The following is a 21,430-nucleotide window of genomic DNA, read 5'->3' as shown; positions in this document are numbered from 1 at the left end:
CGTGATCGTCGAAGCCTCGGCCCTCAGGCGGTCTTCGCCCCGGAGCCGCGAGACGTGGAGCCGGTGCGGTGCTGCAGGAGTCCGTCGACTCCCTGGAGGAACGTGTCGCAGACCTCGACCGGGTCGGCGAGGCAGCCCTCGGCCATCGCGCCGTCCCGCAACATGACGAAGTGCCGGGCGGCGAGCTCAGGTGGCGTCTCCCCGACCTGCGCGAGCAGATCGGTGATGGTGCGCAGAAACCACTCGCGGTGAGCGAGGACGGTCTTGTGAACGGGATGCTCGGGATCCGGATACTCCGCGACGGCGTTGAGGAAGGCGCACCCGCGGAAGCCGGCCGACCGGATACCGTCGGCGATCGACTCGGCGATGGCTCGTACGGTGTCGACGGCCGGTCGGCCGCTGCCCAGGGCCTTGCCGACCTGATCGCGCTCCATCTGGTCGACCGCCTGAAGGTACGCGACGACGAGGTCTTCCTTGCCGGGGAAGTGCCGGTACAGCGTCGCACGGGTCACTTTCGCCTCCGCGACGATCCGATCGATCCCGACGGAGTGGATCCCCTCGGTGTAGAAGAGCCGCGTGGCGGTTCCGAGCAGCCGCGATCGCGCTTCGGAAACCTGACCTCGAGCGTTGTGCGCCATCGGGGGGAGTTTAACCGATAGAACGTTCAGTATGCTCCCGGCCCGGCACCTGCGGGGAGGTGGCTGGGACACGCCCTAGGTGACCGTGAGCACGATCTTGCCCTGGAGGTGTCCTCGGGCGGCGCGTTCGTGCGCTGCTCGGGCATCCGCGAGCGTGAACGTGCCGTCGATCGCGACGCGGACCGTGCCCGCGTCGAGCAGGCGTCCCAGCTCAGCGAGCTGCGCGCCGTTCGAGCGGACCTGGGTGATCGAGACCGTGACGCCCAGCTTCGTGAGCTCTTCTTCGTCGAAGTCTCCGGGAAACACGGGGAACTGGGAGCCGCCGGGCCTGAGCGTGCGCAGGAAGCGCCTGCTGTCGGGACCGCCGACGGTGTCGAGAACGAGGTCGACGTCGTGCACCAGCTCCTCGGGACTGCACTTGGTGTAGTCGAGGAACTGGTCGGCGCCGAGTTCGCGCAGGAACGACTCATGCGCGCCCGATGCCACCGCGATGACACGTGCGCCCTTCCACTTCGCCAGTTGCAGCGCGAGGTGCCCCACACCGCCCGCGGCGCCGTTGATGAGCACCGTCGTGTCGGCGTCGAGTGCCGTCGGGCGATGCCGTGCCGCCTGGAAGGGCGAGGGGTGATCGTGTCCGAGTTCGATCAGGAACTGCCACGCGGTGAGCCCGGCCATGGGCGCCCCGGCGGCGTGCACGTGGTCGATGCCGGCCGGCTTGCGTGCGAGGTCCGACGCGGGCGCGGCCACGTATTCGGCGTAGGCGCGGCCGTCGAAGCTGGGAAACCGCAGGAGACCGAAGACCTCATCGCCCACGGCGAAGCCGTCCACGTCCGCGGCGGCGGCCTCGACGACGCCCGACACGTCCGTCCCCGGAATCACCGGCAGGCGGACCGTCGATTCCGTCTCCCCGGGCATCCGGGTCAGCCCGCCGCGCAGATACCAGTCCGGAGGATTGACGCCGGCCGCGTGAACGCGAACGAGCACCTCGCCCGGCCCCGGCTCGGGGATCGGCACCTCGTCGTAACGCAGCACTTCAGGGCCGCCGTGCTCATGGAGCCGGACCGCCCTCATCGTGTGTGTCGGCATCGTTCTCTCCTGCCCCCGCTGCGGGATACCCTTATTCGGATCAGCGATCCACGTAAGTGAACCACTGATCCGAATATATGGACCACTGATCCGTTAGTCAAAGGGACAGATGCGGGCCGACGCCAGGAAGAACCGCGACCACCTGCTCGCAGTAGCGGGCACCGCCATCACCGAGCAAGGCGTGGACGTGTCGCTGCGCGACATCGCGCGCAGAGCCGATGTCGGGCTCGCGACGCTGCTGCGGCACTTCCCGACGCGCGAGGCGCTGCTCGAGGCCCTGCTCCACACGAGCTTCGCCGAACTGACGGCGAAGGCGGGCGAGCTCGAGACGTCGGGCTCACCCGACGACGCTCTCGTTTCGTGGCTGCGCGACTGCGTCGCGTGGACCACCGAGTACCGCGGCGTGACCGTGCTGATGGCGGCCGCCATCGAGGACACCGAGTCCGCACTCCACGCTTCGTGCGTCACCCTGCGCGAAGCCGGTGCGCGGCTCCTCACCCGTGCCCAGGCCGCCGGCCTGGCGCGGAGCGATATCGATGGCGCCGATTTCTTCGCGCTGATAGCCATGCTCGCCTGGCTCGGCGATCAACCCGCGCTCGAACCACGCGCCGATCGCCTCTTCGAGGTCGTCGCGAGCGCGGTCCTGACGAGCGCGGGGAGCGGCCATGCCGAGGGGGAACGCCGTCCTCGGACCCGGAGCTGACACGCCCGTACGCCGACCGGCGGACTCGGCCGCGTACGCCGGGTGGCCGTGCCTGACCAGCAGGGATCCTTGCAGGACCAGCGCGAGGCGTTCGACGATCCGGCGGGCGCGCAGCTCGATCGTGGCCGCGTCCGTCAGGGCGTCCTTCACCTGCGCCACGGCCGTGTCCGGGCGGAGCAACACATCCAGGCCGGAGAGTAACTGGCTATCCTCGCTCCGATCACTACGGAGACCTGGCATGCCCCCATCACCGCAACAACGGCTCGACCGCCAGGCGCAGCGGCTCTCGAGCACCGAGCCGCAGCGCACGCCCGCCGCATCGATGCGGAACGCTGGGTACTAGTGGTGCCGCAGGTATAGGTGATCAACGAACGCCACGTGGCGACACAGCCGGTGTCTCCCGATCCTCTGCGGTCAGGTGAGCAAGAAGCCCTCACGTGGATGGCATTCGACCGCACGGACTGTGTGGACCACGGCAGGGTCGCTTACGCTCGCCGGCCGAACGGCGAACCGGTCTTCGAGGATCCCGAGGTCACCCGGGCGGCGACGCCGCTGGCGGGCGGTGAGCCGAGTGTGGCCTGATCGCAGGTCGGATTGTCGGCGGCGATGACCGCTTGGTCCCCGCGGTGTGCGTATCGGCTGGCCAGGGCGAGCACGGTGTCGACCTAGTCGTTGGAGGGATTGCAGGCGAAGAGGGCAGCACGGATGTTTCCGGGTGCGCCGTGGGCTCGGAGGTAGTGGGCGTCGGCGGGGTCGTAGACGTCGTCCCAGCCGTCGCCGTCCGCGTCGGTGCCGTATCCGCCGGTGTGGGCGTTCGTGGGGTGGCGTGGTGCGCCGCCCCAGGTGTTACCGGCGGCGCCGCGGATACCGGTCTGCATGGGGCCGACGGCTCCGGCGTAGTTCGCGCCGGAGGCGACGCCGGTGTGGGGACCGCGGCCGTGGTCGGATTCGATCTTGCCGATGGCGGCGAGCAGGTTCAGGCGATCCCGGATTCTTGTCCGTTTTTGCGGTACAGCTGGAGGTAGTTCGCGGGGATGGTGTCGCTGGCCTCGCGGGTGGCCTCAGGCTGGGTCTGGCAGGCGGCGGGATCTTGGAGGTCGAGCATGGATCCCGCGCCGTTAAGGACTGCCATGAGTCTGGGCATACTTGGTGCCGCTGGTGAGGCGCTCAGTTGTGGTAGGCGGCGGTCGCGATCTGGACGAACGAGCGGATCAGTGGATTGGTGTCGTCCTGGTTCCATGCCGCCGCCGTGCGGATCGGCGGCATGTCGATCAGCGGCACCACCGTGAGCCCCCCTGCCGGCTTGTGGTCCAGGAGAGTCATGCCGACCGTGCCGTTCCAGAGAACGGCTTGCTGGCATTCCTGGACGGTGCGCACCACCGGACCTTCGCGAGGTTCCCCGCCGTTCCAGTACGACTGCCAGATGGGGTCGGTGCCGTCGGGGAACCGGAACCAGCGGCGGTCGGCCAGGTCTGCCAGCTTCAGGCTGTCGCTGCGGGCGAGCGGATCGTCGGCGCGCAGCAGCGCGCCCACCGGGTCTGCGCGCAACTCGTGCACGGTCAGGCCGGTCTCGTCGAACGGCCTGCAGGTCAGGGCGACGTCGACCAGTCCGGCGTGCAGCCCGCAGGTGGGATCGGTCAGGTCGGTCTGGCGGATGCGAACCTCGACGCGTGGGTGCCGCTGGTGGTAGGTGACGGCTAGCCGGGTTGCGCTCGGGTTGGTGCTGTCGCCCAGGATGCCGACGGTGATGGTTGCGGTGCCGGCTGCTGCGGCCACGCGTGCGCGTACCCGGTCGGACTGCTCGAGTAGGGCGCGCGCCTCCTCGAGCAGCACCGCACCCACCGGAGTCAGCGTGACACCGGCGGACGATCGGTCGAACAGCGCGGCGCCGACCTCGGTCTCCAGCTGCTTGATCGCACGGCTCAGCGGCGGCTGACTCATGTGCAGCCGGGCGGCGGCCCGGCCGAAGTGGAGTTCCTCGGCGACCGCCACGAAATAGCGGAGTGTGCGCAACTCCATGGTGCAACGATACCCGTACGGTATCGAGATCTTAGAATGTGTCTTGGACAGTGGTAATGCCCGGGCAGTGGAATCGAAGCATGACTGACGAACCCAAAAGCACTGAGCCGATAGCCGACCCCGCCGTATCAGTGGTCGGTCCGGACGACGGTGAGACGATCGTTCTGGGCACCACGCGAATGCGCGTCCTGGAAGACGGCAGCAACACCGGGCACCGCCTCGGGCTCGCCGAGTCCGTCCTCGCGCCGCATACGCCCGGACCGCCGCAGCACCGCCATGCCCAGCACGATGAGGGTTTCTACATCATCTCCGGCACGGTGCGGTTCACCGTCGGAGACAAGGACTACGACGCGACCGCGGGCACGCTTGTGATGGTCCCGCCCGGAGCCCCGCATACCTTTGCCAACGTGACCGACCAGCCGGCCGTGATGCTCAGCACTTTCACGCCAGATCTGTATGTGCAGTACTTCCGGGACCTGCAGGACATGGTTGCCGGCGGCCAGGCGTTGTCCCCACAGGCGAGCATCAAAACGATGAGGCGTTACGCCACCGAGCCCGCCACCGACCTCGCGGAGAAACCGGAACGATAACACCGTCGGGCTATGACCTCGGCGGTCTCGGCGCCGTCGGCCATCATGCTCTTCCATACCGGGCGCTCTCGCCCAGGAGGGAGCATGAGCCCGATCAACCGCGCGAAGATCAGCCAACGGACCAGAGGTATTACCTGGCGGCGTTATGACCGGCGGGTCGTTCCGGAGCGCGAGCGGCTGTCGGCCGGGAAGCGCTCGGGGGAGGGGATTGCCGCGGAACAAGGCCGGGGCTTGGTCGAGGGCCACCGACTCGGCCACCGGAAGAGCGGCCGCTGGTATGGATCGGCGACGGTATGGCCGAGTTCGGCATCGCCCCCGCGCCCCTACCACGGAGCGAGCCCCGGCACGTCGGGCAGTTCGTCGGTTACTCCCGCAGCGGCCGGCAGTCGCCGTGCCCACGCCGTGCGGCCGGTCTCGAGCTCGATCGCGAACCCGTCGTCGTCGCGCGCCACGGTCAGGGCCCGCCCCGCTTGCACGTCGTCGCCGTAGCCGGGCCACCGCGCGGTGTCCCGCCTTCGGCAGGTCACCCGGCGGTGCCCTATCACGGGACAGGAAGTGGTGCAGATGGGCCGCCGGTGCGAGGCCGACCGTTACGATCACCGGCACCGACCTTCGGGCGCGCCCGAGCATCAGCGTCGCGCACCAAGCGGAGCACCACGGCCGGAGATCGGGTGCGTCCTGTGTGGCGGTGTGATGTCGCGGGGGTCAGAAGATGGCGAGCGGGTTGACCGGGAGGCCGGTCGCGCCCTCGAGCCGCTGCGGGGTGACGACCAACATGAAGGCGCCGCGCCCAAGCTCACCGCGCACCGCCACCAGCTCGTCGCGGGCCGCGCTGTCGACCAATGGCGTGTCCATCCGGCCGATGCCTATCCGGTGGAGCAGCGCGGGGTCGTGGGCAGGCCGGGCATCGCAGATGTCGCTCAGACGCGGAGATCGCGGACGAACCGCGGTACGTGCCGTGGCGTTGGCGCGTCACTCAACGGTACTTCCGGATGCGCCTGCCCGTCGGACACGGTGTGCGTCATCGCGTCGATGTGGGTCGGTTCGCTGCGGTGTCATCATCAGCAACTCGGCCATCGGGACTGCGGGCAAGCAGGTGAACGTCATCGCCTGGTACACCGCGGGCGAGCGTTGCATCGCCCGCGCGGGTCCTGCGTTCAACGGAGTCGCACGGACGGCGCGGGCGAGGGGCACGGTGCGGCCGGTCCTCGCCTCAGCGACCGCAGGCGCACGGACCTCGGCCGTGATCAGGTTCAAGGCGCCCAGCTCATCGTCAGCGCCTCACCGTCCCTGATCGGTCGGCAGAACTGTCAGGCGACATACTCGCGGACATGCTTTGCCTCCAGCCACGCGGCAGCGGCCCGCGTAGGCGGCGTCGACATCGCCCGGCCGGTCAATGCCCAGCAGAACTCACTGACGGCGATACCGTCGAAGGAAGGCGTTCTTCACCACGCAGGCCCCCATCGGGTGACGACGAGCCGGACGACGTGTCTACCTGCCGGTCCGTATCCCCTAACCCCTGATCTAATGCCTGAGCAGGGCGCGGGCCGCCTGGGCGATGTGGGCGTGGGAGATGCCGGCGGCGTCGATGAGTTCGCTCGTGGTGCCGGAGCCTGGCAGGTCGGTGACCGCGAGGTGGGCGAAGGCGGGCTGAGCGCCGGTGGCGCTGAGTGCCGACAGGACGGCTTCTCCCATACCGCCTTCGGGGTGGTGGTCCTCGACGACGACGAGAGCGCCGGTTTCCCGAGCGGCGCGGGCGAGGGTGGCGGTGTCGATCGGCTTGATGGAGTACAGGTCGACGACGCGGGCCTGGATGCCGTCGGCGGCGAGGTGTTCGGCGGCGGTGAGGCACTCGTGGAGGGTGACGCCGGCGCCGATGAGAGTGACCTGGTCGTGCTCGCTGTGGCGGAGGGTCTTGGAGCCGCCTACGGGGAAGGTCTCGTCGCTGGGGTAGAGCACGGGATAGGCGCCGCGGGTGGTGCGCAGGTAGGAGATTCCGTCGAGGTCGGCCATGGTGGCGGTCAGGGCGGCCGCGGAGGTGGCGTCGCTGGGGTAGAGGACGGTGGAGCCGCGGATGGCGCGCATCATGGCGAGGTCTTCGACGCCCATCTGGGAGGGGCCGTCGGCCCCGATCTCAACGCCGCTGTGGGTGCCGCACAACGCCATGGTGATCTGGGAGACGGCCGCCATGCGGATGAAGTCGTGGGCGCGGGTGAGGAAGGCGGCGAAGGTCGTGGCGTAGGGGCGGTAGCCGCGGACGGCCATGCCGACGGCTTCGGCGATCATCTGCTGTTCGGCGATGTAGTTCTGGAAGTACCGCTCGGGGTGGGCCTTGGCGAAGTTCTCGGCATAGGTGGAGTTGCCGACCTCGGCGTCCAGGGCGACGACGTCCGGGCGGGCGCCGAGGGCGGCCAACGCTGCTCCGAAGGCGGCGCGGGTGGCGACCTTGTCGCCGACGTCGAAGCGAGGCAGTTCGACGGGGCGGACGTCCGGCGCGGGGGTGGGCGTGGGTGCGGGCGGCTGGGGGCCACGTACGCGCAGGTGACGGATGCCGCCCAGTGCGGCGACGGCACGGTCGGCCATGTCCTCGGGCAGGGCCTTGCCGTGCCAGCCCTCCTTGTCCGCGACCTCGGCCGCACCGCGGCCCTTGACGGTCTTGGCGACGATGACGGTCGGGGCCTGCCCGTCGGTAGCGGTGGCCAGGGCCTGGTCGATCGCTTGCAGGTCGTGTCCGTCGATCACGATCGCGCGGCAGCCGAACGCCTCGACGCGGCGGGCGTAGGCGCCGGTGTCCCACTCCAGCTCGGTGGGGCCCCTTTGGCCGAGGCGGTTGACGTCGATGAGAGCGGTGAAGTTGGCCAGCCGGTGGTGGCCGGCCTTGTCGAGGGCCTCCCATACGGATCCTTCGGCCATCTCGCTGTCTCCGCACAGCACCCACACCCGGTAGGGCCGCCTTTCCAGATCCCGGCCGGCCAGCGCGATGCCGACACCGTAGGCGATGCCCTGGCCCAGGGAACCGGTGGCCACGTCCACCCAGGGCAGCACGGGCGTGGGGTGCCCCTGCAGGCGGTGGCCGAAGCGGCGGTAGGTCGTCATCAACTCGTCGTCGCTGACGACGCCGGCCGCTTTGAACATCGCGTACAGAAGGGGAGAGGCATGCCCCTTGGAGAAGATGAGGTGGTCGCCCTCAGGGTTGTCCGGCGCCTCCCAGTCGTAGCGCAGGTGGCGGGTCATCAGGACCGCCATGAGATCGGCCGCGGACAGGCTTGAGGTCGGGTGCCCGGAGCCGGCCGTGGTGCTGGCGCGTACCGAATCCACGCGCAGCTGCTGCGCGAGTTCGAGGACCTGGGACAGGTCGCTTCCGGGATTGAGCGTGGTGGTCCGCGCTGTCGTCATGGTGAGAGCCTTTCGTGGGCGGCCGGCGAGGGGGCGTCGATCCTCGAAGGAGCGGCGACAGCCGTGCCGTAAACGGGGTCAGAGGGTTCGGACGTAGGTGTCGGTGGTGATCGCATGGGCCTGGCCGGGGAGGACCTTCCGACGTCTCGCCGCTCGGGTGACCCGGGGTCACTGTTCCGCCAGCTCACCGAGCAGCGACAGCGCCTCATTGATGGTCGCCAGTTGCTCGGGGCTGAACCGTCGGTCCATCTCCTCGGCGAGCCACGAGCGCCGCTCCCGGCGATCACGCGCGATCCGGTCCCGGCCCTCGGCACTCAGGGTGATGATCCGCCGGCGGCCGTCGTCGGGATCGGGCTGGCGCTCGATCAGCCCGGCCTCGTCCAGCGACTTGAGCGTCGCCGTCATCGACTGCGACCGCACGCCTTCGGCGATGGCCAGAAAGGTCGTGGACGACGCGCCGTCCTTCTCCAGTCGCAACAGCACCGACCGCTGCGACGGGGTCAGGCCGCCGGTCGGCGCGACACTCAACCGGCGGATCAGGCGGCGGACCATCGTGGCCAGATCCTCGGCCGCCGCCTGCGCGGCATCCGACGCCCGCCCCGTCGATACACCCGTCATCACGACACCTTTTCTCGAACGACCGGCAGCTTTCGCGGCTGCCGGTGCACCCGAGTAGGTAGCTTACCTGATAAGGCTATCTACGTAGACAGGCTACGTAGTTTCCGGATGCGGAGATCGTTCCGATGCTCACGGCAGCGGGCCGCATGCCTTTTCAGGAGCCCTCCCACCACGGCTCCGTGCCCTCCACAGCGACGAACTCGTGGAAGTCCATGTTGTCGATCTCCAGGTTGGCCGCCAGCGTTCCGGCCATTCGGCAGGGAAGGACGGCGGGCTACCCCGGAGCGTCGTAGAGGTCGACAACGGTCAGCGGTCGGCCGATCTCAGCCAGGGCGGCCAAGACCTCGCCGAGCCGGGCCCACGGCACCCGGACACCGCGCCCGGGTATCGCCGCCAGGTCCACCAGCAACGGCCCGCCCCGCTGAACATCACTGCGACGTCCGCCAAGACCACGACGGGCGGCACCGGGCCACCGTCCGCGACAAGCGCCGGGACGTTTCCGCCTTGCAGGGAACTCCACCTGTGGCCCTCAGCCAGGCCTCGACGTCTTGGCTGATCCCGGAGGTCAGGCCGTCGAGCTTGCCGGTGAGCCAGTCCTCGAACGAGGGCCGTCGGTCGTCGCGGAACATGCCCCATGCGCTTGAGCACGTCGGTGGTGCGGCCGACTCCGCACCCGTTTGCGCAGGAAGGGGAACATCTCCGAGTGCAAGACGGGCTCCCCGTTGACCTGGCCGGCCAGCAGCACTGCCAGGCCGTACTCGATGTCATCGCGGACTCGCGCGAGTAATCGCGGGGAAGATCGAACGGGCGCAAGGGCGTTCCCGCGCCCGGTGGATGTGGTGCTGCGGCGGGGTCCGGCTTGGGCGGGCGTCCGATTCGCCCGCCCGGGTCGCGGACCCAGGTGCTTTCCCGCCGCCTGCGGTCCGTGGGCCGTTTGGGTGTGATCATCGGCACGCCGGCGCACCTCACGGCGTCGTTGGCGTGTTTGGTGTATCTCCGGCCTCTGGTGCTCACCGGTCGGCGGCGGGAGGAAGATCCTATGGCGGTTGCAGCCGAGCCTCACTCGATGCCTGTCCAGCAGGAACCGCCAGACTGATTGAATGAGCGCCTTCGGATTAGTATATACTTGTTGGTATATATTGTGGAGATGACAGCTGATCAAAACCTGCCCAGCGGGGTCGATATCGCGATGCTGTTGCGGCGGGCGCAGTTGCGCAAGCAGCTGGCCTGCGAAGCCGCGCTCGCTCAGGTTGGACTGACGTTGCCGCAGTGGGGCATGCTGTACGCCGTCGCGATGGAGCCTGATTCCTCGACCCACGCGCTGGCACTGTTCGTCGGGCAGTCCGATCAGTCCGCGGGCGCGGTGGTCGCCCGCCTCGAACAGCGAGGGTTGCTCGAGCGCAGGCCCGGCGCGGGTAAGGCGATTCTGCACAGGATCACGCCGGACGGCGACGAACTCGTGCGACGCTGCAACACCATTGTTGAGAACGTGATGACCGGTCTGCTCGCCGACCTCACGGATCAGAGCCTTCGGACACTGCGGACCTCGTTGCAGTCGATCGCGGAGGCCGCCCTCCCGGCGTCAACCAGGTCGGACGCCGGGAGGGCGGCCTCCGATGGTCTCAGCGGGCGGTCCGGGACCCGCTCCGCCACACGTCCCTGATCGACAGGGTGTCGGCGATCCTGCTGGTGGGATCGCCGTCGACCAGCAGCAGATCGGCGCGCGCACCCGGGGTGATCCTTCCGCGGTCCTCGAGGCCGAACGTTGTCGCGGGCACGCTGGTGGCGGCCCGCAGCGCCTCGGTCGGAGTGAGGCCGGCCCGAACGAGAAGCCGCAGTTCGCCGTGCAGGCTCACACCGTGTGCCATGCCGCGCGCACCGAAGTGGTAGTTAGCGTCCGAGCCGGCCAGGATCGGCACGCCGGCGGCGTGCATCGCCTTCACCGCGGCCAGGGCGGCATCGAAGTCGCCGGCAGGGAAGGTGTTGAACTCACTGCTGAGATTGTTCATCCAAGACTGCGGCAGGCGACCGGTGACCCGGCTGTCGCGTGCCAGGCCGGCGCCGAGGTGCCGGCCGGTGAGCGAGGCCAGCAGGTTCAGCGTCGGGGTCAGGAACACCCCTCCCGCGGTGAACGCCTCGACCAGATCAGGCGGGCACGGACCGTCGATGAACAGGTGCGCGAACCCGTCGACACCGGCGGCCAGCGCCTGCCGGGTCGCCTCGATGGTCAGCGCGTGGGCGATCACCATGCGGTCGCGGTCGTGTGCGGCGGCCACCACCGCCTTGAGGATGCCTTCCTCGACGACGGGGACGTCCTTGCCAAGTGTCTTGCCGCTCTCGATGATCACCTTGATGTAGTCGGCGCCTTCCGCGATCCGCTCGTCGACGAAGCGGGCGGCGTCCTCGGGCCGGGCGACCGTCGGCAGCTCCGGGTCGTTCAGGTCGCCTCGGAGCTGGGTCGGGTGCCCGCCGGGTGCCGTCAGGCCCATCGAGGCGGAACGGACATCCGCGATGTCGGTCCGTTCGGCGGCAGCGCGACGAACCGCATCCATCGCTTGTGGGAATGAGAGCAGGTCGAGTTCGGTGGTCACGCCGAACCGCAGGGCATGGCCGAGCGTTTCCAGGTCGGCGTGGGTGTGTGCGTCGATCAGGCCCGGCAGCAGAGTGGCACCGCTGCCGTCGACTCGCTCGGCCGCCGCGGGCGCGGGTGCGCCTACCGCGACGATCCGCGCCCCCTCCACTTCCACGGTCCGCACGCCGATCAGCTGCTCGCCGTCGAACACCCGGGCACCCTCGATGACATATCGGGTCATGACGCTCCTATATACGGATTCGTATATATTAACCCATAGATACCACCGCGGTGGCGTCAAGGCGACACGACAAGACTTCGGTCCGACCAAAGGAATGTGTGATGCGGCCCATGTCCGAAAATGACTCTGACCTGGTGAGCGTGCTGACGCTGGTCACCCACGAGCGACAGGCCCGCGACCGGGGCTGGTGGTCCAGCCTCGCGCGGTGCTACACGCCGGAGGCGACCATCCAGGCAAGCTGGTTCGACGGCACCGCGGTTGAGTACATCGAGTTGTCCAAGCGGATGTTCGACCAGACCCCGTCCAGCCACCGCCTCGGACTACCCGTCATCGACGTCAACGGCACCCGCGCGATCGTCGAGGTGCCGATGACCATCGAGTTCCGCGGCACTTTTCGCGGCGTCGAGGTCGACGTCGCCTCGCACATGCGGACGCTGCATCGCGCCGAGAAGAGGGACGGCGGCTGGCGGTTCGCCGTGTCTGTCGCGATCTTCGACCACGACACGATGACCCCGGCCATTCCCGCAGCTACGCTGACGCTGACCCCGGACGACCTTCAGGGCACCAGGCCGTCCTATCGCATGTTGAGCCTGTGGATGACCGAACTCGGGTACACCGTCCCGGCCGATCGCTACGGCGTCGACCGGCCCACCGAACTCACCGCGCTGTACGACGACGCCTATGCCTGGGCCGGCCTGCCACGCTAAGGACTCTCCGCTGATTCAGTCGTCTTTGTCCGAGATGGGTCGGCAGCTTTCTGCTATGTAGATTCCGGGACGGAGCAGGAGCGGTTGCCGGACAAGCTCGGGGAGATCAAGCCGTATCTCGCGTGCCACCGGCACCGCGCCGACGTCGGCGTTGTTCATGCGGACCCGCGAGCGGTCCGCGCAGCAGTGGGCCGCCGCCCGGGACCGGTTGCGTGAGCGCGGTCTGCTGGAGGAGGCGGTGATCTCACCGAGGCGGGCGCGGCCCTGCGCGCTGAGGTCGCCGACCGCCTCGACGCCGCCCCGTACGGCCACCTCGGCCCGGCCGTCACCGCGCGCCTCATCGAGCTTGCCGCCGGCCTCACCACAACCCTCAGGCTGGCGGGCGCCTTCCCCGCGGCGCACTTCGGCAAGGGCTGAGAGCGGGGGCCGGGCGACCGGCCGCGTCCGCGCCACGCGCACCCGGCCATGCCGCTTAATGCCTGCACCGTGGTCAGGACCCGGCGGGCGACCGGCGCGAGGAGGAGCGAGCCCGTGGCGGCCGCCGCTGCGGAACCGGGGCGAGGGTCCAGCCGACGGGGCCCAGGGGCGTACAGCCGAAGAAGCGGCCGACCCGGGCGTCTGACTCATCCCGCGCCAGCGTCCCCGGGACTGCTGCTGGTATCACCAGGCGGATTGGCGGCGGGCCGCCGAGGTCACCATCCGCATGGGTGCATGCGGAGCAGGCCACCGGCGCCCAGGACGATCAGCTTGACGATTACCTCTTCAACGCCGTCCACGACGAGGGCCTGAACGCACCGAAGATACCGTCCACGACCTGGTCTACCCGAGAAGCGGCATCGAACCGGCCGACTCCGACGCCGCCAGGCCGTACCAAGAGGGGCAACACCGCGTCGCCGCCCAGCTCGACCAAAGTGTACGGCGAACGGTCATTCAACGAACCGAAGTGATCTCTCCGTAGTCCGGCCGGCCTGAGGACTGACCTGCTGTCGCCCAGCGCCCGACATGTCGCACGACGATCCCCAACTCAGAAGGTCGTTTTGCGGCCGGTGACACGTCCGTTGCACGTCAGATCTTCTGCGTGTTCTGACCTGCGCGAACACTCTGCCGAAGCACATCAGAACAGAACATCACGCCAACAGGCGGCCCGAGACCTGGTTATCGCTACTTTTCCACCTGGGTGGCTAGCGGTCGGGCAACTCGTCAGTACTGTCTTGACTGTCTCGGCGAGGAACCGCAGCATCAGCCCTGGCCCCGGCGCCGCAGACCTGCCGAGCTCCACGCCGACAAGGCCTATGACCATGCTCATCTGCGCGCTTTCTTGCGCCGGCGCGGGATCATCCCCCGCATCGCCCGCCGAGGCATCGACACTTCTCAGCGTCTGGGCCGCCACCGGTGGGTGGTCGAACGAACCGTCTCCTGGCTGTCAGGCTTCCGCCGACTCCACCGCCGACGTACGGCGGCGTGTGCGACCGGTCCGCCCGGTCGAGCAGTCGATCATCGGGTCGGCTGATGGGAGCGTGATGATCGGGGTAGGGCCATCTCATGTGGTCACGGGCAGTGTGCGAAGGGGCGGTGGCCGGGCTGGCCGGCGCGATGGTGATGACGGCGGCCGAGAAGCTGGAGCAGCGATGGACGCGCCGTCCGGACTCCTACGTTCCAGCCAGAACCCTTGAACGTCTGACCCGCCTCCCGGAGCGGCAGGGCTCGCGTGCGACCCTCGACAACCTGGCGATGCACCTGGGGCAGGGTGCGCTGCTGGGTGCTGTGCGCGGGGTGATGGCCACGGCGGGCCTGCGTGGCCCGTGGGCATCGGGAATGTTCTGGATGGTGCGGCTCACCAACGACCAGATTCTGGAGAACGCCACCGGGGTGGGCGCTCCGCCGTGGACCTGGCCGCGCCGCGAACTCGTCGTCGATCTCTTCCACAAAGGCGTCTACGCGTTCACAACCGGCCTGGTCGCGGACACACTGGCCGCACGTCACGGTCTCGGCCCGGGACAACGGCACGCGGCGCTCGCCCCAGGCCGCCGGCCACACGTCGCCCCTCCGGCCCGCGAGGCCGCCGGTCGCGGATCGCGGTGAGCGCATCGCCGGGGCGAAGGATTAAGAGGTCGTTTCATTTGGGGTGATCGGGAAGGCGGATGGTGCGGATCGGGTTGTCGGTGCGGTAGCCCTCGTCCATCGCCATCTGGCACATCGAGGATAGAACCCTGCGGGTGGCGCGGACGGTGGCGAGTGAGGCACCGCTGGTTCTAGGCATTCGGAGGTCGCTGCTGATAGGTCGAAAGAGAGCGGTGTCTGAGGTCTCAATCATCAGGAGCTCGCTGTTTCGGCGGACGTCATGCAATCCCGCAGCGCTCATTTTCTTGTTGTCCGCATGTAGAGCTGACGATGGTCGTCGTCGGCCCATCGCCGGTTACACTGCGCAACGGTGGGCCAGCCCTGCCTGGGCTGCACCGAACTCCACGAGATCTCCGAGAGGCCGGGTTACTAGCCGGTTCGTTAGCGGATGATCTTGAAGGAGGTGCGCGATGGCACTGGTGTGACCGCGGCTGTCCGCACGTGTCAGGCGGCCGTGTCATCCGACCTTCGGGGTGGCGCGGGCGATGATGGCGTCGAGGTCCAGGCCCTCGGGGAGGGTGCCGAACGCGGTGCCCCAGTCGCGGCCCAGGCGGGAGGCGCAGAAGGCGTCGGCGATCGCCGGGTGGCCGTGCCTGACCAGCAGAGATCCTTGCAGGACCAGGGCGAGACGTTCCACGATCCGGCGGGCGCGCAGCTCGATCGTCGCGGTGTCGGTGAGTGAGTCCTTCACCTGCGCGACCGCGGCGTCCAGGTGGGCGTCGGCGCCCGTCGCGGCCTCCACCTCCGCGAAGAACGCCTCCACGGTCTCCGGCTGACGCATCATGGCCCTGAGGGCGTCCAGGGCGGCGACGTTCCCCGACCCCTCCCAGATGGAGTTCAACGGAGACTCGCGGAACAGCCGGGGCATGCCCGACTCCTCGACGTAACCGTTGCCGCCCAGGCACTCCAGGGCCTCGGCGCTGTGCGCGGGCCAGCGCTTGGACACCCAGTACTTGCTCACCGCCAGGCCCAGGCGCTTGAAGGCCGTCTCGCCGCGGTCGGTCGCGCCGGCCAGGCGCAGCATCAGCACCGTCGCGGCCTCCGACTCGACGGCCAGGTCGGCCACGACGTTGCGCATCAGGGGCTGGTCGATCAGGGTGGCGCCGAACGCCTGCCGGTGCGCGACGTGGTGCGCCGCCTGGACCAGGCCCTGGCGCATGCCGGCGGCGGCGCCGATGACGCAGTCGAGCCGCGTCATGTTCACCATCTCGATGATGGTGCGGACGCCCCGGCCCTCCTCGCCGACGCGCCAGGCGACGGCGCGTTCGTACTCCACCTCGGCCGAGGCGTTCGAGTGGTTGCCGAGCTTGTCCTTCAGGCGCTGCAGGCGCATCGGGTTGAGCGTGCCGTCGGGCAGCACGCGCGGCAGCAGGAAGCAGGTCAGGCCCTCCGGGGCCTGGGCCAGCACGAGGAAGACGTCGCACATCGGCGCGCTGGTGAACCACTTGTGCCCGGTCAGCAGGTACGTCCCGTCGGCCTGCGGGACCGCGCGGGTCGTGTTGGCGCGGACGTCCGAGCCGCCCTGCTTCTCCGTCATCGACATTCCGGCGAGGATGCCGGCCTTGGTCAGCGGCGGGCGGAGGCCGAAGTCGTACGTGCCGGAGGTCAGCAGCGGTTCGTACGCGCGGGCGAGCTCGGGCTCCTGGCGCAGCGCGGGCACCGCGGCGTACGTCATCGAGATCGGGCAGCCGTGCCCGGCGTCGACGCGCCACACGTAGAACTTGGCGGCGCGGGCCACGTGCGCGCCGGCGCGCTCGGTCCACGCGCGGGCGTGCAGCCCGTGCCCGACCGCGACCTTCATCAGCTCGTGCCAGGCGGGGTGGAACTCCACCTCGTCGACGCGGTGGCCGTACCGGTCGTGGGTGCGCAGCACCGGGCGGTACTCATTGGCGAGCCGCCCCCACTCCTGCGCCTCCTCCGAGCCGGCCAGCCGGCCGAGCTCGTGGATCTCCTCGGTCGCCCAGCCGCCGCCCTCGCGGAACAGCCCGTCCAGCAGCGCCGGGTCGTCGGCCACGTCGTAGCCGGTCAGCGGGGGGACCTGGTTGAACACGTCATGCGTCGTCATGGGACCGCTCCGATGCTGCGCTGGGCGAAGGTGATGAGGTGAGCCGTGTCGCCGGTGACCTCGGGGACCCGCGCGGTGCCGGCGGCGGCACCCGCCGCCAGCGGGGCGACGAGGGCCTCGCCGATCGCCCCGACGAGCGCCGCGGCGCTGACCTGGACGTCCTGGTCGGGCAGCTCGCCCGCGGCGATGCCCCGGGTGATGAGCGTCGCGATCGCGTCGGCGTACGCGCGCCGGAACACCAGCCGCTCGGCGTCGACGGCCGGGTCGGCCGGCTCGGCGAGCAGCGCGTACGCCATCCGCGGGGCCCGCAGCGCGCGGCCCGCGAAGGTCTCGATCACCGCGGCGACCGCCTCGGCGGCGGTGCCCTCCAGGGCCGCCGCTCGCGCGACGGCGTCCACCTCGCGCCGGGACGCCGTGCGGAACACCTCCGCGACCAGGTCGGCCTTTGCCGGGAAGTGGCGGTAGACGCTGCCGGTGGCGACACCGGCCCGGCGCGCCACGGCGGCCACCGAGCATCCCGCGTAACCGTGCTCGGCGACGATCGCGAGCGCGGCGGACAGGATGCGCTCCCGCGAGGCGCTCAGGCGCGCCTCGACGCGGGGCGTGCGGCGGTACGGCACACAAGAATTGAACCGCAGTTCACTTCTTCGACGCAACCACGGAAAAACGGTCCGTGGCTCTGCGGGAGTACGGTCCGGGCCCCTCGGAAACGGTCCCAGCACTTCAGAAACGGTCCGGGCCTCTCGGAGAACGATCCGGGGCCTCGGAAAAAGGTCCGGGGCCCCTCGGGCGGAGGGGCCCCGAACGCCCCCAGGGGGGATGGGGGCGGGAGAGGGCTACTTCTCGGAGATTCCGGTCGCCATGTCGTAACCGGTGCCCGAGTGGCGGTAGACGGGGCCGTCGCCCAGCTGCAGCACCTGGAACTTGATGGGGATCGAGTTGGACCGGGTGCCGGTGAAGTACTGCATCATCTCCTCGGACAGGTCGATGATGGCCGGCGGGTTGTGCTGGGCGACCGCCCATTCGGCCGGGCCGAAGTCCTCGACCACGCCGACGGCGCTCTTCTTGCCGACGGTGATCTTCACCTTGGTGCCGAGCGGCCAGTACGGGCTGGCGACCGTGTGGAACGACATCGGCTTGCCGGACGCGGTCTCCGCGTCCCAGAACGACGTGCCGGTGGAGACGCCGCCCGGCAGGGCGGCCTTCTTGTCGGCCTTCTCAGTGGGGGCCTGGCGGGGCAGCTTGACCGCGTGGCCCTCCGAGCCGGGGCCCAGCAGGCCCGAGTCCTCCTGCGTCACCTGCACGCTGCTCGTACGGGCGGCCGGGGACGAGTCGGTGGAGTGGGTGAGCGCGACGGACAGGCCGGCGCCGGCAACGACGACACCGGTCGCCACCGAGGCGATCGTCTTAGTGGAGAATCGATCCAGGGAATGCTTGGCGAATTCGAACATGGGGGGATGGCCTCTCAGCACAGGGGAGTCGACGTGCAGGGCGGGCCGCCCCGGCCGGCGCGCGGCCGGGGCGGGGAGAGGGCTCAGGCGTCGCTGGAGCCGTACTCGGGGTAGCCGTAGCCGACGACCGACGACTTGTCGCGCGTGCGGATCTTCACGGCGTTGTCGGTGTTGCCCTCGATGGTCTGGATAGTCCCGTCGTGGTTGTCCTTGATGACCATGCCGACGTGGTCGATGTCGTCGATCGACTTGCTTCCGCTCCAGGAGAAGAAGACCACGGCGCCGGGCGTCGCGTTCTCACCCCAGCGGCCCTGGTCCTTGAACCACTGGGCGTGGGTGCGGGTGAAGGCGTCCGCGCCCATTCCCTTCACGCCCAGCTTGGCGCCGATCCAGGACACGAACATGTCGCACCAGTTCGCGTTGGCGTAGTCGGAGACCTTGCCGCCGTCGCGCTGGACGCCGCGCTCGGCCCACGGAGAGGAGACGAACCACTGTTGGAACTTGGTGCCGCCACCGGAGGAGTCCTCGGTGACGCCCACCTGGGACTCGGCGAGTTTCAGCGCGTCGCTCGCGCTGGGCAGCACCTGGCGCTTCTCGGTGTTGACGTTGCCGGCCTTCTTGTCGGCCAGGGCCAGCGTGTCCGGCTTCTTGGGGGACGCGGCGTCGTGGGGCACGGTCGCCACTGCTCCGGCCGAGACCGCGTCGACCTTCTGGGAGGATCCGGCCGGGGCCGCCGCGATCAGGCTGATCGCGGTCGCGCCGACGGCGGTGACGGCGGCGAGGGAACCGCCGAGTCTGGTGTTACGCAGCAGACGGCATGACTTCTTGTGTCGACCTGACACGTTCGAGCACTCCTTTGCTTCCATGCCGCTTACCGGGTTAGCTGACGGGTTCGGGCGTGGAAGCTGCCCTACGGCGCAAAGGGGATGCGCCGATTCACCCCAGTGGTGCGGTGGGTCCCCGGTTCCGCGAAATGCGGATTCAGCGGGAGCCGTCTGAGGGGACGGCTCGAAGAACAGGGGGATGGCGGGCCGTGTGTACGGCCACTTCTCTCAGGTCTAGGGGATCTTGTCGTCCATTCGTCCGGTGCACTCCTGACTTCCCGGCGCCTGCCGATCACCCCACGGGCTCGGGCGGGAAGTCGCCCTGCGGGCACACTGGAGGCGTGCCACACGCCCTGTCAGAGACACGGGGTCCGGCTCCGTCGCTTCGCGGCGGATGCGGCGCGTTGCCGAACCGGCATCGGAGGTGGATCCATGAGGGGGGATCGCAAGGGGATGCGCGGAGCGGCGCTCTTGGTTATGAACCGTCGCGGCCCGGAAGGGGGGCCCCTCTCACGCGTCGTCGCGTGCCGCACGCGGTGGTGCTGGTGGGCAGGCCCTGGCCGGCGGAGATATTACGGACGGCGCATGGGGGGCGCCGCCGGTCAACCGAACATAGCAAACATATTTCGGGCCGTAAAGGGTGAATATGGACATCCGCCGCCTCTGACCTGCGAGAAGATCACGTGGCCGGGTCTGTCAAGCCCGAAACCCCGATGAAATAAGGGTTTTCAGCCGACAGCTGCTTGATCACCGAGCGTGATGATCTCGGTGTAGCGCTGCTCGATGATCTCGGCCAGCTCGGGCGCGGCGCCGAGCGCCGCCGAGACGGCCGTCGCCCCGGCCGCGAGCGACTCGTCACGGACCTTGTCGGCGAAATGGCCGGGGGCGAGGAAGTAGGAGGCGACCGCGACCCGCGGAGCCCCGGCGTCCAGCAGCCCGCGTACGGCCTCGGCCGGCGTGGGGCGCGCGGCGGAGGCGTAGGCGGGGACGACACGCCGCCATCCGAGCCAGCCACGGGCCATCCGGCCGATCGTCGCGTTGGCCGACGGGTCGCTCGACCCCGCGGCGGCCAGCACGAGGGCCGTGTCCGGATCGGGCGTCACACCGGCCTCGGCCAGCCTCCGCTCCAGGGCGGAGATCATCAGCGGGTGCGGCCCGAGCGTCGCGCCGTACCACAGGCGCATCCGCGGGTGGTCCCGGCGCACCTCGGTCAGCGCGCCGGGGATGTCGGTCTTGCTGTGGTACGCGGCGGTCAGCAGGAGGGGGAGGACGGCGGCCTCGCCGGCGCCGTCACCGGCGAGCGCCCCGAGCGCCTGGCCGGGCGTCGGCGGCGCGTGGTCGAGGTAGGACGTGACCACCCGCAGCCCGGACCGGCGGCGTACGAGGTCGAGCAGATCCTCGACCGTCGCCGCCGCACGCGGGTCCCGGCTGCCGTGCGCCACCGCCACCAGAGGCGGCGGGAGTGCACAGGTGATCAGAGGTTGATGCCGCATTCGGACTTACCGGTGCCGGCCCACCGGCCGCTGCGCGGATCGTCGCCGGGCGCGACCCGCTGGGTGCACGGCTCGCAGCCGATGGAGGGGTAGCCGTCGTACTGCAGCGGGTTGACGAGGATGCCGTTCTCCTCGATGTACGCGCCGAGCTGCTCGTGCGTCCACCGGGCGAGCGGGTTGACCTTGACCTTCCCGCGCGAGGCGTTCCACTCCACGACCCTGGCCCCGCGGCGGTGCGCGGTCTCCTCGCGGCGGATCCCGGTGATCCACGCGAGGTACGGCTCCAGGGCGCGGTTCAGCGGCTCGACCTTGCGCAGGTGGCAGCACAGGTCCGGGTTCCGGCCGTAGAGCCGGGGCCCCAGGTCGCGCTCCTGCTCGGCGACCGTACGCGAGGACGTGACGTTCACCACGTTGACCGGGTAAACCGCCTCGACGGCGTCACGGGTGCCGATCGTCTCGGCGAAGTGGTAGCCCGTGTCGACGAAGAGCACGTCGATGCCCGGCCGGATCTTGGCGGCGATGTCCACCAGCACGGCGTCCTTCATCGAGGACGTCACGCAGATCCGGTCGCCGAACGTCGCGATCGCCCAGCGGACGATCTCCTCGGCCGGGGCCTCTTCGAGGGCGTCGGCGGCCGACTCGACGATGTCGGTCAGGTCGAGCGCGGCGGTCGGGCGTTCGAAGGTGAGGGTCATCTCGCCCGCCCCCTCGGGTCGGCGGGGACGGCGGCGCTGAGCGCGCCGGTGCCGATGAACCGCAGCTTGAACGCACGGGTGCAGGCGCGGCAGTGCCAGCCGCCGTCGCTCTCGTACGGCTCGAGGTCCTCGTCGCCGCAGTAGGGGCAGTAGAAGGGGACCGCTCGTTCGGTCATGAGTCCTCCTTCGTCGGAGGGTGTGACCACTGGCG

The 21,430-nt window shown here is 69.6% G+C and carries 27 protein-coding genes, 1 pseudogene and 1 riboswitch; of the genes and pseudogenes, 10 read left to right on the top strand and 18 right to left on the bottom strand.

Translation table 11 applies throughout. The annotated features are described in order from the left end of the window. Positions 1-23: 23 nt before the first annotated feature. Together ABEA10_RS18225 and ABEA10_RS18220 are read right to left on the bottom strand one after the other, a co-directional pair. The gene (locus ABEA10_RS18225) at positions 24-638 is read right to left on the bottom strand and encodes a TetR/AcrR family transcriptional regulator (protein WP_345465116.1); all 615 of its coding nucleotides are present in this window, start codon (positions 636-638) and stop codon (positions 24-26) included. A gap of 75 nt (positions 639-713) precedes the next feature. Next, positions 714-1,724 carry an NADP-dependent oxidoreductase gene (locus ABEA10_RS18220; RefSeq protein WP_345465114.1) on the bottom strand — a complete coding sequence of 337 codons (1,011 nt, stop codon included), beginning with the start codon at positions 1,722-1,724 and terminating at the stop codon, positions 714-716. A gap of 109 nt (positions 1,725-1,833) precedes the next feature. On the opposite strand from ABEA10_RS18220, the gene ABEA10_RS18215 reads away from it, so the two are divergent. The 3 genes from ABEA10_RS18215 to ABEA10_RS18205 all read left to right on the top strand — a co-directional run bounded on the left by ABEA10_RS18215 (position 1,834) and on the right by ABEA10_RS18205 (position 3,009). Continuing rightward, positions 1,834-2,427 carry a TetR/AcrR family transcriptional regulator gene (locus tag ABEA10_RS18215; protein WP_345465112.1) on the top strand — a complete coding sequence of 198 codons (594 nt, stop codon included), beginning with the start codon at positions 1,834-1,836 and terminating at the stop codon, positions 2,425-2,427. A gap of 48 nt (positions 2,428-2,475) precedes the next feature. Then, entirely contained in the window at positions 2,476-2,628 is a 153-nt protein-coding gene (locus tag ABEA10_RS18210) for a hypothetical protein (RefSeq protein ID WP_345465110.1), read from the top strand. A 240-nt stretch (positions 2,629-2,868) separates the two neighbouring features. Further along, positions 2,869-3,009, top strand: coding sequence for a hypothetical protein (locus tag ABEA10_RS18205; RefSeq protein ID WP_345465108.1), 141 nt, complete (start codon positions 2,869-2,871; stop codon positions 3,007-3,009). Positions 3,010-3,092: 83 nt separating this feature from the next. Here the strand turns inward: ABEA10_RS18205 and ABEA10_RS18200 are convergent, their stop codons facing one another. The 3 genes from ABEA10_RS18200 to ABEA10_RS18190 form a co-directional block, all read right to left on the bottom strand. Continuing rightward, entirely contained in the window at positions 3,093-3,305 is a 213-nt protein-coding gene (locus ABEA10_RS18200; RefSeq protein ID WP_345465106.1) for a lysozyme family protein, read from the bottom strand. 98 nt (positions 3,306-3,403) lie between these two features. Next, positions 3,404-3,559 carry a hypothetical protein gene (locus ABEA10_RS18195; RefSeq protein WP_345465104.1) on the bottom strand — a complete coding sequence of 52 codons (156 nt, stop codon included), beginning with the start codon at positions 3,557-3,559 and terminating at the stop codon, positions 3,404-3,406. Positions 3,560-3,594: 35 nt separating this feature from the next. Further along, the gene (locus ABEA10_RS18190) at positions 3,595-4,446 is read right to left on the bottom strand and encodes a LysR family transcriptional regulator (protein WP_345465102.1); all 852 of its coding nucleotides are present in this window, start codon (positions 4,444-4,446) and stop codon (positions 3,595-3,597) included. A gap of 80 nt (positions 4,447-4,526) precedes the next feature. On the opposite strand from ABEA10_RS18190, the gene ABEA10_RS18185 reads away from it, so the two are divergent. Beyond that, entirely contained in the window at positions 4,527-5,036 is a 510-nt protein-coding gene (locus ABEA10_RS18185) for a cupin domain-containing protein (RefSeq protein ID WP_345465100.1), read from the top strand. A 323-nt stretch (positions 5,037-5,359) separates the two neighbouring features. Here ABEA10_RS18185 and ABEA10_RS18180 read toward each other — a convergent pair whose 3' ends face one another. The 4 genes from ABEA10_RS18180 to ABEA10_RS18165 form a co-directional block, all read right to left on the bottom strand. Then, entirely contained in the window at positions 5,360-5,563 is a 204-nt protein-coding gene (locus ABEA10_RS18180) for a hypothetical protein (RefSeq protein WP_345465098.1), read from the bottom strand. Between the two features lie 178 nt (positions 5,564-5,741). Next, positions 5,742-5,891: a hypothetical protein gene (locus tag ABEA10_RS18175; RefSeq protein WP_345465096.1), complete on the bottom strand. Its 150-nt coding sequence runs from the start codon at positions 5,889-5,891 to the stop codon at positions 5,742-5,744. 669 nt (positions 5,892-6,560) lie between these two features. Continuing rightward, positions 6,561-8,432: a transketolase gene (locus ABEA10_RS18170; RefSeq protein WP_345465094.1), complete on the bottom strand. Its 1,872-nt coding sequence runs from the start codon at positions 8,430-8,432 to the stop codon at positions 6,561-6,563. A gap of 168 nt (positions 8,433-8,600) precedes the next feature. Then, positions 8,601-9,050 carry a MarR family winged helix-turn-helix transcriptional regulator gene (locus ABEA10_RS18165; protein ID WP_345465092.1) on the bottom strand — a complete coding sequence of 150 codons (450 nt, stop codon included), beginning with the start codon at positions 9,048-9,050 and terminating at the stop codon, positions 8,601-8,603. A 1,147-nt stretch (positions 9,051-10,197) separates the two neighbouring features. Between ABEA10_RS18165 and ABEA10_RS18160 the strand changes: the two genes are divergently transcribed. Then, positions 10,198-10,713, top strand: a complete 516-nt coding sequence (locus ABEA10_RS18160; protein ID WP_345465170.1) for a MarR family winged helix-turn-helix transcriptional regulator — start codon at positions 10,198-10,200, stop codon at positions 10,711-10,713. Here the strand turns inward: ABEA10_RS18160 and ABEA10_RS18155 are convergent. Beyond that, entirely contained in the window at positions 10,673-11,923 is a 1,251-nt protein-coding gene (locus ABEA10_RS18155; RefSeq protein WP_345465090.1) for an amidohydrolase family protein, read from the bottom strand. The two genes, ABEA10_RS18160 and ABEA10_RS18155, sit on opposite strands and share 41 nt — an antisense overlap. Positions 11,924-11,973: 50 nt before the next feature. Here ABEA10_RS18155 and ABEA10_RS18150 point away from each other — a divergent pair, with 50 nt between their 5' ends. The 5 genes and pseudogenes from ABEA10_RS18150 (at position 11,974) to ABEA10_RS18130 (ending at position 14,652) form a co-directional block, all read left to right on the top strand. Then, positions 11,974-12,570 (top strand): nuclear transport factor 2 family protein, encoded by a 597-nt coding sequence (locus ABEA10_RS18150; RefSeq protein ID WP_345465088.1) that lies wholly within the window; start codon positions 11,974-11,976, stop codon positions 12,568-12,570. Positions 12,571-12,834: 264 nt separating this feature from the next. Next, positions 12,835-12,987, top strand: a complete 153-nt coding sequence (locus ABEA10_RS51150) for a hypothetical protein (RefSeq protein ID WP_425550917.1) — start codon at positions 12,835-12,837, stop codon at positions 12,985-12,987. A gap of 290 nt (positions 12,988-13,277) precedes the next feature. Continuing rightward, positions 13,278-13,517, top strand: a complete 240-nt coding sequence (locus ABEA10_RS18140) for a hypothetical protein (RefSeq protein WP_345465084.1) — start codon at positions 13,278-13,280, stop codon at positions 13,515-13,517. 308 nt (positions 13,518-13,825) lie between these two features. After that, a pseudogene (locus ABEA10_RS18135) lies at positions 13,826-14,080 on the top strand (hypothetical protein); the annotation flags it as partial. A 32-nt stretch (positions 14,081-14,112) separates the two neighbouring features. Beyond that, the gene (locus ABEA10_RS18130; protein ID WP_345465082.1) at positions 14,113-14,652 is read left to right on the top strand and encodes a hypothetical protein; all 540 of its coding nucleotides are present in this window, start codon (positions 14,113-14,115) and stop codon (positions 14,650-14,652) included. A gap of 34 nt (positions 14,653-14,686) precedes the next feature. Here the strand turns inward: ABEA10_RS18130 and ABEA10_RS18125 are convergent, their stop codons facing one another. The 8 genes from ABEA10_RS18125 to ABEA10_RS18090 form a co-directional block, all read right to left on the bottom strand. Then, positions 14,687-14,830 (bottom strand): hypothetical protein, encoded by a 144-nt coding sequence (locus ABEA10_RS18125; protein WP_345465080.1) that lies wholly within the window; start codon positions 14,828-14,830, stop codon positions 14,687-14,689. 318 nt (positions 14,831-15,148) lie between these two features. Continuing rightward, positions 15,149-16,756 (bottom strand): acyl-CoA dehydrogenase family protein, encoded by a 1,608-nt coding sequence (locus ABEA10_RS18120; protein ID WP_345465078.1) that lies wholly within the window; start codon positions 16,754-16,756, stop codon positions 15,149-15,151. Then, positions 16,753-17,376 (bottom strand): TetR family transcriptional regulator, encoded by a 624-nt coding sequence (locus ABEA10_RS18115; RefSeq protein WP_345465077.1) that lies wholly within the window; start codon positions 17,374-17,376, stop codon positions 16,753-16,755. The genes ABEA10_RS18120 and ABEA10_RS18115 overlap by 4 nt, the downstream gene beginning before the upstream one ends. A gap of 216 nt (positions 17,377-17,592) precedes the next feature. After that, the gene (locus ABEA10_RS18110) at positions 17,593-18,150 is read right to left on the bottom strand and encodes an RlpA-like double-psi beta-barrel domain-containing protein (RefSeq protein ID WP_345465076.1); all 558 of its coding nucleotides are present in this window, start codon (positions 18,148-18,150) and stop codon (positions 17,593-17,595) included. A 140-nt stretch (positions 18,151-18,290) separates the two neighbouring features. Then, positions 18,291-19,049 (bottom strand): CHAP domain-containing protein, encoded by a 759-nt coding sequence (locus tag ABEA10_RS18105; protein ID WP_345465074.1) that lies wholly within the window; start codon positions 19,047-19,049, stop codon positions 18,291-18,293. Between the two features lie 11 nt (positions 19,050-19,060). Then, positions 19,061-19,204: riboswitch (cyclic di-AMP (ydaO/yuaA leader) on the bottom strand. Between the two features lie 555 nt (positions 19,205-19,759). Next, a complete protein-coding gene (locus ABEA10_RS18100) occupies positions 19,760-20,524 on the bottom strand; it encodes a sirohydrochlorin chelatase (RefSeq protein ID WP_345465072.1) in 765 nt (254 codons plus the stop codon). Then, positions 20,506-21,219 (bottom strand): phosphoadenylyl-sulfate reductase, encoded by a 714-nt coding sequence (locus ABEA10_RS18095; protein ID WP_329239551.1) that lies wholly within the window; start codon positions 21,217-21,219, stop codon positions 20,506-20,508. The genes ABEA10_RS18100 and ABEA10_RS18095 overlap by 19 nt, the downstream gene beginning before the upstream one ends. Next, positions 21,216-21,395 (bottom strand): Insertion element protein, encoded by a 180-nt coding sequence (locus tag ABEA10_RS18090; protein WP_329239548.1) that lies wholly within the window; start codon positions 21,393-21,395, stop codon positions 21,216-21,218. The genes ABEA10_RS18095 and ABEA10_RS18090 overlap by 4 nt, the downstream gene beginning before the upstream one ends. Between the last annotated feature and the right edge of the window lie 35 nt (positions 21,396-21,430).

The sequence above is a fragment of the Actinoallomurus oryzae genome (genome assembly GCF_039541955.1).
Lineage (GTDB): Bacteria > Actinomycetota > Actinomycetes > Streptosporangiales > Streptosporangiaceae > Actinoallomurus > Actinoallomurus oryzae.
Note: the sequence above shows the minus strand (reverse complement) of the source record. Positions and strands in the feature narration are given on the sequence as shown.

What these genes read in the sequence shown, in the direction of transcription:
- ABEA10_RS18225 (WP_345465116.1), bottom strand. Translation starts at nt 638, where the DNA reads ATGGCGCACAACGCTCGAGGTCAGGTTTCCGAAGCGCGATCGCGGCTG.
- ABEA10_RS18220 (WP_345465114.1), bottom strand. Translation starts at nt 1,724, where the DNA reads ATGCCGACACACACGATGAGGGCGGTCCGGCTCCATGAGCACGGCGGC.
- ABEA10_RS18215 (WP_345465112.1), top strand. Translation starts at nt 1,834, where the DNA reads ATGCGGGCCGACGCCAGGAAGAACCGCGACCACCTGCTCGCAGTAGCG.
- ABEA10_RS18205 (WP_345465108.1), top strand. Translation starts at nt 2,869, where the DNA reads ATGGCATTCGACCGCACGGACTGTGTGGACCACGGCAGGGTCGCTTAC.
- ABEA10_RS18200 (WP_345465106.1), bottom strand. Translation starts at nt 3,305, where the DNA reads ATGCAGACCGGTATCCGCGGCGCCGCCGGTAACACCTGGGGCGGCGCA.
- ABEA10_RS18195 (WP_345465104.1), bottom strand. Translation starts at nt 3,559, where the DNA reads ATGGCAGTCCTTAACGGCGCGGGATCCATGCTCGACCTCCAAGATCCC.
- ABEA10_RS18190 (WP_345465102.1), bottom strand. Translation starts at nt 4,446, where the DNA reads ATGGAGTTGCGCACACTCCGCTATTTCGTGGCGGTCGCCGAGGAACTC.
- ABEA10_RS18185 (WP_345465100.1), top strand. Translation starts at nt 4,527, where the DNA reads ATGACTGACGAACCCAAAAGCACTGAGCCGATAGCCGACCCCGCCGTA.
- ABEA10_RS18175 (WP_345465096.1), bottom strand. Translation starts at nt 5,891, where the DNA reads ATGGACACGCCATTGGTCGACAGCGCGGCCCGCGACGAGCTGGTGGCG.
- ABEA10_RS18170 (WP_345465094.1), bottom strand. Translation starts at nt 8,432, where the DNA reads ATGACGACAGCGCGGACCACCACGCTCAATCCCGGAAGCGACCTGTCC.
- ABEA10_RS18165 (WP_345465092.1), bottom strand. Translation starts at nt 9,050, where the DNA reads ATGACGGGTGTATCGACGGGGCGGGCGTCGGATGCCGCGCAGGCGGCG.
- ABEA10_RS18160 (WP_345465170.1), top strand. Translation starts at nt 10,198, where the DNA reads ATGACAGCTGATCAAAACCTGCCCAGCGGGGTCGATATCGCGATGCTG.
- ABEA10_RS18150 (WP_345465088.1), top strand. Translation starts at nt 11,974, where the DNA reads ATGTCCGAAAATGACTCTGACCTGGTGAGCGTGCTGACGCTGGTCACC.
- ABEA10_RS18130 (WP_345465082.1), top strand. Translation starts at nt 14,113, where the DNA reads ATGTGGTCACGGGCAGTGTGCGAAGGGGCGGTGGCCGGGCTGGCCGGC.
- ABEA10_RS18125 (WP_345465080.1), bottom strand. Translation starts at nt 14,830, where the DNA reads ATGCCTAGAACCAGCGGTGCCTCACTCGCCACCGTCCGCGCCACCCGC.
- ABEA10_RS18120 (WP_345465078.1), bottom strand. Translation starts at nt 16,756, where the DNA reads ATGACGACGCATGACGTGTTCAACCAGGTCCCCCCGCTGACCGGCTAC.
- ABEA10_RS18100 (WP_345465072.1), bottom strand. Translation starts at nt 20,524, where the DNA reads ATGCGGCATCAACCTCTGATCACCTGTGCACTCCCGCCGCCTCTGGTG.
- ABEA10_RS18095 (WP_329239551.1), bottom strand. Translation starts at nt 21,219, where the DNA reads ATGACCCTCACCTTCGAACGCCCGACCGCCGCGCTCGACCTGACCGAC.
- ABEA10_RS18090 (WP_329239548.1), bottom strand. Translation starts at nt 21,395, where the DNA reads ATGACCGAACGAGCGGTCCCCTTCTACTGCCCCTACTGCGGCGACGAG.